The organism is Oceanobacillus rekensis, assembly GCF_002153375.1.
GTDB lineage: Bacteria > Bacillota > Bacilli > Bacillales > Amphibacillaceae > Oceanobacillus > Oceanobacillus rekensis.
On record NZ_MTBQ01000002.1, the window covers coordinates 691,846 to 706,247 of the forward strand.

The following is a 14,402-nucleotide window of genomic DNA, read 5'->3' on the forward strand; positions in this document are numbered from 1 at the left end:
ACCCTTAAACGTTGATGTATCAATGGTTACAGCCGATTTATGAGAGTTGGTCCCATTACAACTTACTTAATAACCAAAAGACTACTTCCTATATATATAAGGGGGTGGTCTTTTTTTGTTAATCAAATTTGCTTATCAGGATTTCTTGGATGACAGGAGATTTAATAATACTACACCTAAGAATATAACCAACTACACTACATTGCTGGGTGAATTTATTAACTATTGTCATGATAACGATATTGTAAATGTTGAAGAAATTACTTACAAAGTTGTCAAAACTCACTTACAGGAATGTCAAAAAAGGGGTAACAAGCCTAGTACTATAAATACGAAGCTTTTAAGAATCCGTGCTTTTCTAAATTACATGGTGGAATGTGAAGTAATAAAAGTGAATCCAGCAAAAAAAGTTAAACGTCAAAAAGAAGATATTCGGATTGAAGTATTTACAGATGAACAAATTAGGCAAATGCTGAACTACTATAGAAGGATTAAACAACGTGATAAAAGTTATTTTGCATATAGAGATTATACAATTATAGTTACTATTCTTGGGAGTGGAATCAGAAGGGGAGAAATTATAAACCTTGGTTGGTCTGATATAGATTTCATCAATAATAATATTTCAATTACAGGTAAAGGAAGGATAAGAGAAACAGTTCCGATAACGGAAAAGTTATCCAAAGAGTTATCAGCTTATAAAACATTCTGTATGCACTACTTTGGAAGTCTAAGCGAGTTTGTTTTTGTAGGAAGGAATAACAGGCAAATGACATCAAATGCTATTTCATTGATGTTTAAAAACTTATCAGAAGTAATGAACTTTAAAAATGTAAGGGTTTCTTGTCACACGTTTCGTCACACATTTTGCCATAGACTAGCTATGAGTGGTATGTCGTCATTTGCAATTCAAAAATTAATGCGTCATACAAATATAAGCGTAACTATGAGATATGTCGGGATGTGGGGAAATGAATTAAGAGAACAGAACGACAAATACAATCCATTAAATAACATGGATATTTAACTAAGGAGAGGTGTAAACAGTATGAGTAATTATTATCAAATATTTGATTCTAAAAAGAAAGACTTATATGTAGGTGTTACTAGTCATTATACGAAGCTTCCTGATGCTAAGAAAGTGTATAGACAGTCAAGAGGTGAAGAAACAGAAGATGATTCGATACTTATTGAGATTTCTAATAGGGGTGCTAATGAAGTTGAAGCTGTAATTACCTTTGGTGTAAAAGAAGGAGAACAATTTGCTTTAGCTTTATTAAACCTATGTAATTCAATAAAGAGATAAATAAAAGAAAAAGCCACCTGCTACAACAGGTGACAAAAAAATACACTATAAAATATAAATACTGTATAACCAGCATTTCAATACCTTCAATTTATCAAAAAAAGTGATAAAATGCAAGGCTTAGTTTCCTATTGCTTTTTTTAAATCGAAATGTTGGTTTCCAGTTACTAAGGGGAAAATTGAAAATGCAATCAGGAAATATAGCGAATTTTAACCACTTATCACAGTTTACAGATATAAAGGACTTTAACAACAATATAGAACAGTGGATGTTAGATATTAAAGAGAAGTTTACTAAATCGGAACTTGTGGCATTAAAGCGTTTAATACGATTTTCTGCAAAAGTTACTGGTGTATGCAATGCAAAGATAAGCACTATCGTATCAGCTACACATGAGAAGGATGGTGCTGGCATCAGTAGAAGTACATTTAAACGTATGATTACAAAAGCTAAAAATTTAGGGTTAATTTCAGTACACGAAACAGTACGAAAAAATGGCAGTAAATCCAGCAATATTTATGCATTTATTCGTTTTTGCGTACAAGCTGAACCATCCAAAGTGGAAAAATTGAACCAACCACAAACAAGCAATCTTTCTAAAACTAACAACACAAATAATAATAAACGTAATACAGACGTATCAACTGAACAACCAGCTAAAAGTATTGAATTGGAAAACCAAACATTAGATGCTTCCTTTACCAGCCAAAGAGTACCAGCGAAATTCACTAATTTTGTTAAGAATTTTTATAATAATGCAATTCAAATTGAAGAATACTGGAAGCTTGTAAAGATTTCAGCATACAAAAATGATATATCTTTAGATGTTACTGAAATTGCAGTAAAGGCATTTAAGGCACTTGTAAGGAAAATTAAATTAAGTACAGTACATAATAAATATGGTTTCTTTTATGGTATTTTAAACAGGAAATTTAAAGCAAAATACATGGAAGATTTATTTAATGAAGTGTGGGAAGCTTACTAAAGAAAAACTACAGAAATTAAATATTTATATTTCTATTAACTAAAACTTTAATGAATAATGTAATTTTTTAATATATAATGTCATTATGATACTGAATTATCATAGTGAGGTGAGAACTGTAAAAGTTAAATTAGACTACATAAAAAAAATTGCTGGAGTGTACAAGAAGGTTAAAATTATAAAGGTATCAAACCGATTTTTGAAAAGGTCTATTTCAATCACAAAAAATATATTTAATCTAATTAAAGAGAACACCATTCCGATTGTAATTAGTTTAATTGTAATTGGGATATTCTTCTTTTCGTTTTATATTGAAATAGCAAATGATAGGGCGGACAGTTTTCTAGATAAAGGGTTTTGGCTTGATGAAATTCTACCTAACGTTATTGCTGACTCAATTGGGGTAGTAGTAAGCACTTTTATTATAGCTGGTTTATTTAATTACTTTCAGAAAAAGAGAGAACTTAAAATGATGTATAGTGTTTTGGGTAGTAAGTTTGAGAATCTTATTGATTTATTAGGTAGAAATCTATTGTACTTAGTTAAAAGGGATGAGAAATTTATAACACCTAGAATTAAAAACGAAGAAATAATAATATTACTAAAAAAACTAGCTAATAATAGCGGTGAACATATTGACTTTGGAATGTTTAATAAGGATTTTAAAATATGGGATGTTACAAAATCGACATCTATAATTGATGGTTTTTATCAGGAGATACCAAGTATAAAGGAGTATGAAGGTAAATTCTATATCTTCTACAATAAAATACTAGTTTTAGAGTCTAAACAAAAGGAACTTCGGGTTGTTTTAGAATATTTAAATTTCTCAGAAAACAGGGGTTTATACAGTTCTACGTTAGAAGAGTTAAAATCTGTGGAGTGTGAACTAAAAGATAAACGGTCTGCATTAATTGAACACTCTAGAAATGATAATAACAAAGAAATATTAAACATTAAATTAAGAGAATTGCTTGATGGGTTTACCAGTTTTTATCAAACAAAAGTTAACTATTTTGTGAAAAATAATAGTGATTTATTGCCCATGGATATAAGGATGTCATTGTTGAAGGTTAAAAAATATGCAAATGATTATTCATATGCAATTAGAGAGTTCGATTCCCCTACATTAATAAGGAAATATGATAAAGAAGAATACAGAAGAGTAAAAAGAAATGATAGTATAATGGCATTAAATAAATTGTCATCTGAATTAATTCTACTATCACGATATTTTAAAAGTATAAAATAGACATACAATTACAATGATAACTGAAGAAAAAGGAATCTATGGCATTTAAAAGAGAACTGTTTCCAGTTCCCTGAAGTTTGTCAGTTTGTTATGAAATTTTTATATATAATTCTATATCAGGATTACCACTTGTTGAAATTTGTTGAATAATATCATGCATTAAGAAGAAAATACTTTCTTCAATTTCTTGTGTAATTTTATAATCTAAACCTAACAATCCAAGTAATACGATATATTTCAATTTTAGTTTATTGTAATATTCATACCTATTCAGTTCACATGCTTGTCTTAATTCAGTTATTTCCTTTACTGTAACACCAGCAAGTGATTTCTCAATAATATTTGTTACCAACCTGCTATGTGCTTCTATGTTTAAATTCAATTCCTTTTTGTTTTTCATCTTTATTTTTCCACCTTTACTTGTTTAATATTTTTAAGTTGCTTACAAACCTTAAACAACGAATGGTGTAATTTCAGACACAACTTAGAAGGAATTTTATTTATATTGTCGAATTTAAGTATTATAAGATGAAAGGAATTGATAAAATTGGATAAAAAAAAGCTGATTTACAGTATTCTGAAGGAATTGGAACAGGGAAATGTACCTGAACGTGAAGATTATGAATTAAGAATCGAACAATGGGGAGAAATTGTGTTACTAATTAAAAATGAAGGTTATGCTACTGGAATTGCAGTGGCTTTTGGTGATAATACAATAGCTGAAGTTTCAATATCATCAGCAAAGATTACAATGAAAGGAATAGAATTTTTAGAAGAAAATAGTGGTTTAGCAAAAACCTATAAAGGAATTAAAGAAGTACGTGACTGGTTTAAGCTTTAGATAGTTGATAACTATAAGGAGATGTTTACGTGAAAGAATTTTTTGAGTTACTAAGATATGATGCCTCTGATATTCAAATGAAGTTTAGTCGAAGCAGTATTGAAGGTAAAGGTACTTCACAAGAGGTATCTGATTTTAGGGAACATGCAGTTCAGTCTTTTGTTCAAAAATATTATTCTTTTCCATATAGAATTTCAAAAGGTGGAATATATGATAGTAATGGTCAGAGGTCCGATTCAATAGATTGTTTAATATTAAATCCAAATCATCCAAATACAGTAGATTCAAATGGAAAACATTCGTTAATAATTGCTGATGGTGTGGATGTTGCAATAGAAGTGAAACCAGATATTGCTAATAAGCATGAACTAATTAGAGGTCTAATCCAAGGTCTTTCTGTAAAAAAATTAAATAGATTTGATACTATGTTTAACGAAAAGACAACTGGAAAAGAACTTGTTGAACATTCTAAAAAGATACCTTATTTTATATTTACCATGAAGGCAAAAAACAATTTCTATGATTCTCTAAAGGAAATAGTTCAATATTATTTGGAAAATAATGTTAGGAAAAATGAACAATTAGACGTTATTGTTATCTTTAATAAAGGAATTATTGCAAACTACAAATATAAGGATACTTATCGTTGGAGTATAAATAATCATCCTGATGAAGTAAAAGAAGGATGGTTTTATGAGGAATGGGGAGAAGATACTCTTGCAGGATTTCTATTTCATTTAAATAGAGTTTATCCCGCAGAAATGAGAATATCTAGACCGCCTTTAACAAACTACTTTACTTCAAAAAAGATAAATGTTACCCCAATTGCATATGCGTTTAATTAATGCTTATATATCACATTGAAGATATGTTTCTAGTATTGTACGCATTCTCTTACTAGGAATATATAGATTAATTGGTTTACCTTCCCTAACACGTGAACGCCATATCCACTGTATTAATTCAGATAAAGCGTATAAATCCTGATTTACTTCTACACCTTTTGATTTAAAGAACTTGTATTTGTACGGATGCATAAACCGATTTATTATGTATGCTAAAGATTCTTTTTCTTTATAATCATTAGTAGCACGTGCATTATGGGAAACAAAACCTTTTGTATATCCTTTACCTTTTAATTTAGGCTTATGGTCTTTATAACAAGTCCACATGTTTACTTTTGCTGGTGTACCAGCGTTATTTCTGAAGAAACTGTATATATTCTTTTTCAGTTTAGCAACAAGGGCAGTATTCACATCTTTGTCAAACCATGATTTAGATAAACTGAAATCAATTTCACCAATATTATTTAATTTACCTTCATAGATGTTAATTAATGATTTTATTAACTCTTTATTATATGGTTCTTTGTTTTCGTGGTCTACCAGTACATAATTTTCATTAATCTTTTGAACTGCTTTATATGAATAATTTAAATGGTACATATCATAGTAGTATTTTTGTTCTTGTGCTTGGAAAAGGTACGTCAATATATATACTTCATTGAATGCGTTGAACACAGATACTGGGAATGTCCAAAACAAAATAGTGTTTTCAAAAAAAATAAGATTTTCATTTTTAGATAGCACTTTAATTTCATTATATTTAGTATGCTGGTACTCACTGTTTTCATTCCAATGTATGATACCAGTATCAGAATCAATGGCAATCATTCCAGTATCACGTAGTAGGTTTAAATCATCTTTGTTTAAGTCGAATTGGTCAACCACATTCATTACTTCATCAAGAATCAAGGTATAATTACCAACCTCAAGAAGCTTTATAATTTCTTCATCTGCATTTTGAAACAGTGCATGGGTAGAAACTATGTCTCTTTCATCCATGATTAACCTTTTCAGGTTGTCCAACTTCCCATTACCTTTATTTAGTGGTTCTACAAATTTACGACTAGTTACAGATTCTTTTACACGTTGAACTTCACTTAAAAAGGGGGTGATATAGATGAAATTATTTTCTGTATCAGATTCATTCATGTGTTGTATTGCCCATGATGTTTTACCGCTTCCCATTATGGAATCAATTACATTAATATTAGTGTTGGTATTGGTTTTGTTTTGCATCTAGTATCATCCTATTCTTGTTATGTCTACAAACCATTAACAAGAAAAAAGGAAGAAACAGACAGCATTTTGACACCTTCAACAATATCCAAAATAATACTTAAAAGTAATGCAGCACTTCAAAAGTGCTTAATTGGTAAACAAATGTTGATATGACAGGGTTTGTGGCACCTTCCCTTAAAGAGAGATATATATAAAGGGGTTATTCTAAAAGATAAAAGATATGCTAACGCAGGGAAGAAAACCACTTCCCACATAATAAAGAAACTTGTAAGAAACAATAAAATTAATCTGAAAAGGTAGATGTATATTTCAGAGTGAGATATTAACATTTTTTATGTTAGTTATCATCTTGGAAGTGGTGCTTTTCCCACTTTCAATGCGTAAGCAATTAATCTTCTATGATAGAATTAAACAGAAGGTGGTTGATAAAATTGAACTTAAAGGGCTATACATTTAATTCTAAAGAAGATTTCGTTTATTATATTCATCATTTGATTATAGGAATTTCAATTAATCTAAAGAGATATGAAAGGCAAATTAATGAGTTAGGTGAATATATTGAAGAGAGGGATTTAGCTGCTAGACCTAAAAGAGTAGTTTCAACTGAGATATGTGAGAATTATGAAAGTATGCTTAATTACACTTCAAGTTATCTAATGAATTTATTTGGAGACCAAGCTAAATTCGGCATTTCATATCAAAACTATAGAAAGCAAGTTTTTAAAAAAAGTAAAGAGTTGAATATAGACTATGTTCAAATAACTGAAGAACAAAAAGAAGAACTTAATGAAATAACAACTAGCAGGGATTGGGGTAGCCATGTTCCAGTTTCTTTACTTCATTCATCTAGTCAGAAAGCATTTAATTTAAGGTTAGATATAGATACGCCAATTTATATAGCTGAATTTAAAAAATACCAGGGATTATGGTTAGTAAGTTTATATGATATAAACTTTAGAAGTTTGGAAGGTCTTAAAGGTCTATTCGAATTGGTAAAACAAGATTATGAAAAGTTAACTGGTAATCCGTGTAGAATAGTTACCAATAAATATCCAATTCGTGATATTAATGATTTAATGATTCCAGCAATATCAAGTGGGATTCAAAAAAAAGAAATTAAGTCTATAGAAGATATTCAAAAAATATATAAAGGTGAAAGAGAAATCTAATAAAGGTAAAACGATTTTAGTTGTAATTACTTTATTTCGACAAGGGGGTTTGAACTTATCATTTAAAGGTGCTACTGAATAATAAAATATGGCTATAGATAATAATGGTTAGAAAGTAATTGCAAATGGGAAGGGATAGGGAAACAATGTTAAATAACAAGACTGTTGAATTACCATTTAGAAAGCCATTGACTATTAATGAAATGAAATTAGTTGAAAAAGATAAACAGTTCTTTAGAAGAAAAACACAACAAGATACTATAACGATTTATCCAGCAAGAAATGAATACTTGTTGGTGTTAGATACCGTTTGAAGGAATTGATACACGTATGTTTGATGATTTGGGTATGAAAGATTACCTAAACTTGGTGGGGCAATACTAGTTGGGGGAAGTTTATGTTTACTAGATGGAATTCGGGTAATGTAAAATATACTGTTGTAACTGGTGAAATCCTTTTACTTTTCAAATGCATATTAAACCGTTGTAGTCTTAATTGTGTACAGAATGGACTGTATAAGCGTTATGTAATAGTGCTGGGTGTTTATGTGGAAATGCTTTAAAATGCAGTGGTGATGGTGTTTTTGGTGAATATGGTTATGCTTAATATAGAAGGGTGATGAACTGTATTGTGAAGTATGGTGCTGGTGGACTGGTGGGAAAAGTGGGGTATCTGCACGTGAATCTTGTATGATAGAAGGAAACTGAATTATATTGAAAATCTTTCTCAATTAGGTTTTATTGAATATTATCTTTCAAAAAAAGAACCAACCTTTTTAACTGGCTGATTCTTCACGCTTCTTTATATATCGGTGTAAAGTCATTCGTGATATACCTACTTTTTTAGATGCTTCAGTTATGTTAAAGCCATCATTATCCATTAAGAAGAAAGCATATTCTATTTGTTCTTTGTCTATTGCTTTCCTTCCTATCTGTTTTCCTTTAGCTTTAGCAACCGCTAAACCTTCCTTAGTTCTTTCGCTGATTAAATCACGTTCAAATTGAGATAAGCCACTGAAGATAGTAAACATTAATTTACCTTCAGATGTAGTTGTATCTAACCATGATTCATTTAATGATTTTAGATTTACACCTTTTTCTTCAAACAGTTCAACTAATTCTATTAAATCTTTTGTGCTTCTTGATAATCTTGTTAAATCCTTAATTATTACAGTATCATCTTTTCGCAACACTTCCAGCATTTTATTTAGTTGTGGTCTATCCTTTTTTGTACCAGTTATCTTTTCAAAATATATCTTTTCACATCCAGCTTCTTTTAATGCTTGTTCTTGTCTTTCTAAGTTTTGTTCATTTGTACTAACACGCATATAACCAATATTCATATGTACCAACCTTTCTATAATATGTAACTGTAGTTAGTGTAACAAAAAGGGTTGTTTCGTACAAGTGTTACTCATTAATTATGTTACATAGTTTTGTTACACGGCAAAGCCTATTAAACCAGCAATCATAATCTACACTGCAACTAGTAACTTTATTGGTCGTTAATGTTACACCTAAAAAGTTTCAAGTTCCATATGGGAAAGGAAAGTATATACACCTGAAGGGATAATATAAGGGTGGTTTATTACGTGTTCCTGTTTTAACCTTTATAATTAGTAGGGTCTAGAGGTGGCTTTAAAATAGGGGGTATGTGGGTGTCTTAAACAAAGGGATTAGGCTTTACACCTCAATCCCTAGAGTAGCCTGTGCATGCCTTATTTGTGCCTTATATCGGCAATGCTGAATAGTCCGGTATATCCCTATGCTGAAAAGAAGCAAATAGAAGCTAATACAGAAGCTTTATAGCATAGCTATATGTATATTAGATTGTAAATTAAATGGGTGTGGGGGTGTGACTGTGCTTCCTGTTATACATTGATAAGATTAAACATTAAAGGACAAAGATAAATGACTTAACTAATCTAATTACAATTGATTCTAATAAAGAAACAAACAAATAAATAAAAGATTACTTAAACTGATTCTTCTTTACTGATTCAGTTACATGTAGTTGAATAATCAAAATCATAAGCATAGATTCCCTGAAAAGATTAAGGGGCATACCATGGGGAGGGGCATGCATGTTCTGTTCCGTTATCCAATCATTTTCACAACCACCATTTTCAGTCAATATATTTCCCCACCTGATTCCCCTGAATATTTGCAGAAACTTACAGGGGGTACTTCCATAATCCACTGAATAATATTATTCAACTTTATAAAAATAATTTCCCGGCAATTTTTAACTAACTTATTTTCCCCACCAACTTTTATTAACTTCTTTTTCCTTATCCTTTTCAGTAGCTTCCTTTACAGATGTTATATCTATTTCTTTGGCAGTAATTATGTATACAGTAATGTACACAAAACCTATCATTTATCTAATTATATATTAATTACGCTGGAATGTCTTACTTCTTACAGGAATCACGCACTAATAGATAGGGAAGTCATACAGGCTTCTACTAAAATCAAAATTAATATGGTGTAGTTTTAGTTTTAAGGCTGATACGAATGGTTTTCTTTAACAATCAAACAATCATGTGCCGATTGGTTGCTTTTCTGAAGTAAGGTTAAACAATTCTGAATGAATTAGAAGATTTAGGATTCAATAATTTAATTAAATTAGTGTGAATCGAAAAGGGTTGCTGGAATTATCCGGCACTCTTTTTTTATATGGAATTACTAATAAATTATTAGTTATGGGAGGTGGCTGGAAATGAATGGTTCATTAATGAAAGATGTTAGATACGTTACAGGATTTACACAAAAACAATTGGGGGAACATCTTGGTGTTACTCAATCTGCTATTGCACATATGGAAGCCGGTAATTTATTCATATCAGATGCAACAAAGAAAAAAGTCATAGATTTACTGGCAACTAAAAATATTGGACAAGAATCTATTTACTTATTATCAGAATTAAAAAAGAAGGGGTGACAAGATGCAACATTTAACTGAAGGGTTGAAAACATTGAAGGCAATTCAAAAGTCTATGAATACTGAAGGGCATAAGCATGAATTAAATCTATTATCTATTCTTGTCGCTGAAATGTATCAGGAAATTCAGGATAAAGGCATCAAGTACTTTGTCAATTTTACAAGTGAGAAGGAACATATTCAAACTCATAAATATTTAGCTACCAAAAATAAGAACCGTTTACTTGGTGATTTAAAAGAACTTCAGGCAGAACTAAATAAGAATAAAAATGCATCTATAACAAGATGTAATTCTTTAATAACAGGATTGATTGAATCGAATCTTTACATTACTGAGGTGGAAGATAAGATTAGTCTTTTCAAACCGTTACGTAGGGCAGAATTTAAGAGAGAGTATTTCACAATATAGGAAGGGTGTAATAAATGGTTATGAATAATGAAGTTAAGCCACCGGAACAACTTAATGATAGACAGATAACAATTGCTAAAGAATGGGTTAACAATGAACTGAATGCAAGACTTCCACAAAGTGAGTTCTGTAAGAATCATAATCTTTCTACGGCAACTTTGGCTAAACTAAGGAAAGAAAATATTGACTTTCAAAACTATGTGAAAGCCTTAAAAGGGGAGTTAATATCTAATGATGAAGTGAGGGCATATCAGGTAGCAAAACAACACATCATAAACCGTGTCAACAGTGATAGCCCAACTGAAAAGGAGATTCAACAGTTCCTTGAACATTTCGATTATGTTGTGCAGTATGAAAAGATAAAGGCAATGGATGCACTCGGAATTAATAAAGCTGGTGAATCTACTTCCAATAATAAATCGGTAGAAGAAAAGAAAACTATGTTGTTAAACAGATTAAAAAAGAAGTAGTTGAATAATAATAATCAAAAAAACAATAAAGGGGAATGTATATTATGCAATCAAAATTTCAACAAAGACAGGAAGCCGTAAACAATATTAGACAAGGTTTTGCAGAACAAAGACAAGAAACAAAGGTTCAAGCTGAATCTAAGAATGAAAATGTATTGGATATTGATTTTAATGAACATAGAAAGCTTACAGGTGAAGAAAAAGAAACCTTGTTAACTCAACAAGCTGATGCAATTATGCAACTTACAGAACGATTAAACAAACTTGAAGGGGGTCAACAATAATGGCAGATAATCCAGCAGTATATAATAAGGTAGAAAAGATAATTGAAAAGGCTGATGTAGTTAGAAAACGATTTGCAGATTCAAAAGAAAAAGCTATCTCTGATGCTGAAGAATTGCAACAAACTATTCAGGATTTAGAAAAACAAGAAAAGGATATTTATTCCCTGTATATTATGGATGAAATAAATGTTACGGCTTATGAAGATATTAGGGCTGAAGCTGATAAAAAACGACAAGAACTTGCCACACTTCAGAAAAAAATTAATGATATTGATGAACTGTTACAATATGAATTGAGAAAAGTTCTTTCTGAATATGCTAAGATTCAACAGCAATTTAATGTAGAAAAAGAAAAACAATCTGCTGATACTAAAAAGCAACTTGAAGAAGCAAAGGAACAGTTTTTACAACAGGTTGCAGATATATCTAAGGAAGAATATGAAACCTATCTTTTAGGCAGTAAAATTAAAGATATTATGGTAGATGCTGGTAGAGATAAAAGAAACTATTCAGACTACTATAGTCCATATATTACTGGGTATGCATTAGCATATGGCGATAAACTTAATTTTGGTACAACAGAATTAAGTCGGGTTTATCAGGCAAGAAATAAAAATATAGGAAAATCTATTTATTAATTTTCAATGGCTGGTGCTTAATTGCACCGGCTTTTTTTATATCCAAAACTGAAGGGGGAAGCAATTGATGGCAAAAGCAAGTAATAGCAAGGCTAACAGGAAGGGCAGAACTGTATCAGGTAAAGATGTATCTGAAAAGGAACATACTAAATTGCATATTATTATTCAAGATGAAAACAGGGAAACTAGTATTCTAAGATACTTCCGTAACGAAAAAGAGAAACAAGCATTTATTGACTATATAAAAGGGGTTGTTGTAGATGAAAAAGCTTAATAATTGGCTCAAAAGTATATTCGGGGGGAATCCGGTTAATCCAAGTACTACTACAACAGAAATAAAAGAAGATACAAAGGTAACTAACCGCATCAAACAGTTAAGGGAAGGCATACAACACCTTAATTATACCTATGATACGAATTTACAAGGCTTACAGGATACATATAATAGTAAGCTGGTTCTGTACAATAAGCAGTACCAGCAGTTTGAAGAAGTATTTAGAAAGTATCGTAATAAAGCCGTATCAGATGCTGAACTTGCTGAAGAAAAGAAGCTATTACAGGAAAAAGAATCTGAATTACAAGATGCTGGTGCATTGATTCAGGAAGTAGCCGGATATAAAGCTGAAGATATTCAGGCACATACTGGTGAAATGGAAGCATTGGCAGAAGAATTTACAACTGATATTGCTGATAGCATCATAAATAAAGCTTCACACCTTCAGGAATTGAAACAACAATATTTAAGTACACTTTCAGAGATTCAAGCCTTGTATTCAGATGTAGTTGAAGCTGAAAAAGTATTGAATAATAATAATCAATTCAAAAGTAAAATGACTGATACGCTTGGATTAAAGACAGAAAAAGCACCTTTAAATATTGAAGCACTTTCTCTAAAAGATGATGTGATAATAAACCATTTAAAAACTCACTAAAGTCTTAGTCTTAGGAAAAAAGTCTTGTAATATTTGGAAAAAATGTTACGATTATTACAGTAATTATTTCTAAAATATTACAAAAAATAGGAGGAAAGATATAATGGCTAGAGAAAAGGTGAAAAAACCATTTTATAAAAAATGGTGGGTTTGGTTAATTGCAATCATTGTTGTTATAGCTGTTACAGGTGGCGGAGACGAAGAAACCGCTACTACGGAAGCAGAAGCGGATTCAAAGGAAACTACTACCTCAGGTGAAGCTGAAAAACAAGGGGAAACAGAAGAAACAGAAAAAGAGTTCAGTGTTGGAGAAGAAGTAGCAGTTGAAGATTTCACTTATACTGTTAACGGAGTAGAAGAAGTTACTGAACTTGAAATGGAATACATGGATTCCTTAACTACTGAAGGTAAATTTGTAGTAGTAGATTTAACTATTGCAAACAATGACAAAGAAGCTAGATTTGTAGATTCCGAGATGTTCCGTTTAATCGGTACTGATGAAACTGAGTTTTCTTCTAACACTGAAGCTGATATGTATGTAAATGATGATATTGGATTTTTCTTAACGGAAATCAATCCTAAGATGAGTAGTACTGGTAAAGTTGTATTTGAACTTCCTGCTGAAGAAACTGGTTACACACTTCAAGTATCAAGTGGATTTGGCTGGTCAGGTGGAGAATATGCCAATATTGATTTAGGTAAATAATATATTATACTCACTGCAGGCACTTTCAATTGGAAGTGTCTTTCTTTTTAGAAAATTAAACTACTGCTTGTTAAATTATTATAAAAATTGTATACTGTTTTATGTAACAAGTACACTATTTTATAATTTAAATTACAATTACATATATGAAGTAGTCTTAAGTGTTCGTGAGAATATTATTTTAACGGTTCAGCCCTGTGTATTAAACAGTTGACAGTTTGGCTTTGTTTCGTTAATCTAAAATTTGAACGGATACTCTCTTATTCAGAGTCGGTGGAGGGACAGACCCTGTGAAACCCAGCAACCATCACTTCGGTGAAAAGGTGCTAACCTGAGGCAAGGATCATTCCTTGAACAATAAGAGCGAAAGGCCAGGTTGTAG

Annotated in this window: 19 protein-coding genes and 1 riboswitch; of the genes, 16 read left to right on the plus strand and 3 right to left on the minus strand. The window is 30.8% G+C overall.

Annotated features, from left to right (window positions below; genetic code table 11):
* The first annotated feature begins 115 nt into the window (after positions 1–115).
* The 4 genes from BV906_RS07210 to BV906_RS07225 all read left to right on the plus strand — a co-directional run bounded on the left by BV906_RS07210 (position 116) and on the right by BV906_RS07225 (position 3,544).
* A complete protein-coding gene (locus BV906_RS07210; protein WP_087972747.1) occupies positions 116–1,027 on the plus strand; it encodes a tyrosine-type recombinase/integrase in 912 nt (303 codons plus the stop codon).
* A 21-nt stretch (positions 1,028–1,048) separates the two neighbouring features.
* Positions 1,049–1,306: a hypothetical protein gene (locus BV906_RS07215; RefSeq protein WP_087972748.1), complete on the plus strand. Its 258-nt coding sequence runs from the start codon at positions 1,049–1,051 to the stop codon at positions 1,304–1,306.
* A 185-nt stretch (positions 1,307–1,491) separates the two neighbouring features.
* Complete coding sequence (locus tag BV906_RS07220) at positions 1,492–2,292, plus strand: hypothetical protein (protein WP_176330283.1); 801 nt, start codon at positions 1,492–1,494, stop codon at positions 2,290–2,292.
* A 109-nt stretch (positions 2,293–2,401) separates the two neighbouring features.
* The gene (locus BV906_RS07225) at positions 2,402–3,544 is read left to right on the plus strand and encodes a hypothetical protein (RefSeq protein ID WP_140321971.1); all 1,143 of its coding nucleotides are present in this window, start codon (positions 2,402–2,404) and stop codon (positions 3,542–3,544) included.
* Positions 3,545–3,632: 88 nt separating this feature from the next.
* Here BV906_RS07225 and BV906_RS07230 read toward each other — a convergent pair whose 3' ends face one another.
* A complete protein-coding gene (locus tag BV906_RS07230; protein WP_087972751.1) occupies positions 3,633–3,944 on the minus strand; it encodes a hypothetical protein in 312 nt (103 codons plus the stop codon).
* Between the two features lie 147 nt (positions 3,945–4,091).
* Between BV906_RS07230 and BV906_RS07235 the strand changes: the two genes are divergently transcribed.
* Positions 4,092–4,385, plus strand: a complete 294-nt coding sequence (locus BV906_RS07235; protein WP_176330284.1) for a YjcQ family protein — start codon at positions 4,092–4,094, stop codon at positions 4,383–4,385.
* Between the two features lie 29 nt (positions 4,386–4,414).
* The gene (locus tag BV906_RS07240; protein ID WP_087972753.1) at positions 4,415–5,230 is read left to right on the plus strand and encodes a DUF6602 domain-containing protein; all 816 of its coding nucleotides are present in this window, start codon (positions 4,415–4,417) and stop codon (positions 5,228–5,230) included.
* A gap of 3 nt (positions 5,231–5,233) precedes the next feature.
* Here BV906_RS07240 and BV906_RS07245 read toward each other — a convergent pair whose 3' ends face one another.
* On the minus strand, positions 5,234–6,466 hold the full coding sequence (locus BV906_RS07245; protein WP_087972754.1) for a hypothetical protein: 1,233 nt from the start codon (positions 6,464–6,466) through the stop codon (positions 5,234–5,236).
* A gap of 434 nt (positions 6,467–6,900) precedes the next feature.
* On the opposite strand from BV906_RS07245, the gene BV906_RS07250 reads away from it, so the two are divergent.
* Both BV906_RS07250 and BV906_RS07255 read left to right on the plus strand, forming a co-directional pair.
* Entirely contained in the window at positions 6,901–7,638 is a 738-nt protein-coding gene (locus tag BV906_RS07250; protein ID WP_087972755.1) for a hypothetical protein, read from the plus strand.
* Between the two features lie 125 nt (positions 7,639–7,763).
* Positions 7,764–7,952, plus strand: a complete 189-nt coding sequence (locus tag BV906_RS07255; protein WP_087972756.1) for a hypothetical protein — start codon at positions 7,764–7,766, stop codon at positions 7,950–7,952.
* A gap of 461 nt (positions 7,953–8,413) precedes the next feature.
* Here BV906_RS07255 and BV906_RS07260 read toward each other — a convergent pair whose 3' ends face one another.
* Positions 8,414–8,980 (minus strand): recombinase family protein, encoded by a 567-nt coding sequence (locus BV906_RS07260; RefSeq protein ID WP_087972757.1) that lies wholly within the window; start codon positions 8,978–8,980, stop codon positions 8,414–8,416.
* A 1,379-nt stretch (positions 8,981–10,359) separates the two neighbouring features.
* Between BV906_RS07260 and BV906_RS07265 the strand changes: the two genes are divergently transcribed.
* From BV906_RS07265 to BV906_RS07300, 8 genes are all read left to right on the plus strand, one after another.
* Complete coding sequence (locus BV906_RS07265; protein ID WP_087972758.1) at positions 10,360–10,581, plus strand: helix-turn-helix domain-containing protein; 222 nt, start codon at positions 10,360–10,362, stop codon at positions 10,579–10,581.
* A 4-nt stretch (positions 10,582–10,585) separates the two neighbouring features.
* Positions 10,586–10,990 (plus strand): hypothetical protein, encoded by a 405-nt coding sequence (locus BV906_RS07270; RefSeq protein WP_087972759.1) that lies wholly within the window; start codon positions 10,586–10,588, stop codon positions 10,988–10,990.
* 14 nt (positions 10,991–11,004) lie between these two features.
* Positions 11,005–11,460, plus strand: a complete 456-nt coding sequence (locus tag BV906_RS07275) for a hypothetical protein (RefSeq protein ID WP_087972760.1) — start codon at positions 11,005–11,007, stop codon at positions 11,458–11,460.
* A 44-nt stretch (positions 11,461–11,504) separates the two neighbouring features.
* Positions 11,505–11,744, plus strand: coding sequence for a hypothetical protein (locus BV906_RS07280; protein WP_087972761.1), 240 nt, complete (start codon positions 11,505–11,507; stop codon positions 11,742–11,744).
* Positions 11,744–12,382 carry a hypothetical protein gene (locus BV906_RS07285; protein ID WP_087972762.1) on the plus strand — a complete coding sequence of 213 codons (639 nt, stop codon included), beginning with the start codon at positions 11,744–11,746 and terminating at the stop codon, positions 12,380–12,382. The genes BV906_RS07280 and BV906_RS07285 overlap by 1 nt, the downstream gene beginning before the upstream one ends.
* 67 nt (positions 12,383–12,449) lie before the next feature.
* Entirely contained in the window at positions 12,450–12,656 is a 207-nt protein-coding gene (locus BV906_RS07290; RefSeq protein WP_087972763.1) for a hypothetical protein, read from the plus strand.
* The gene (locus BV906_RS07295) at positions 12,643–13,314 is read left to right on the plus strand and encodes a hypothetical protein (RefSeq protein WP_087972764.1); all 672 of its coding nucleotides are present in this window, start codon (positions 12,643–12,645) and stop codon (positions 13,312–13,314) included. The genes BV906_RS07290 and BV906_RS07295 overlap by 14 nt, the downstream gene beginning before the upstream one ends.
* A gap of 103 nt (positions 13,315–13,417) precedes the next feature.
* On the plus strand, positions 13,418–14,020 hold the full coding sequence (locus BV906_RS07300; protein ID WP_087972765.1) for a DUF4352 domain-containing protein: 603 nt from the start codon (positions 13,418–13,420) through the stop codon (positions 14,018–14,020).
* A 257-nt stretch (positions 14,021–14,277) separates the two neighbouring features.
* A riboswitch (SAM riboswitch) is annotated at positions 14,278–14,384 on the plus strand.
* The last annotated feature ends 18 nt before the right edge of the window (positions 14,385–14,402 follow it).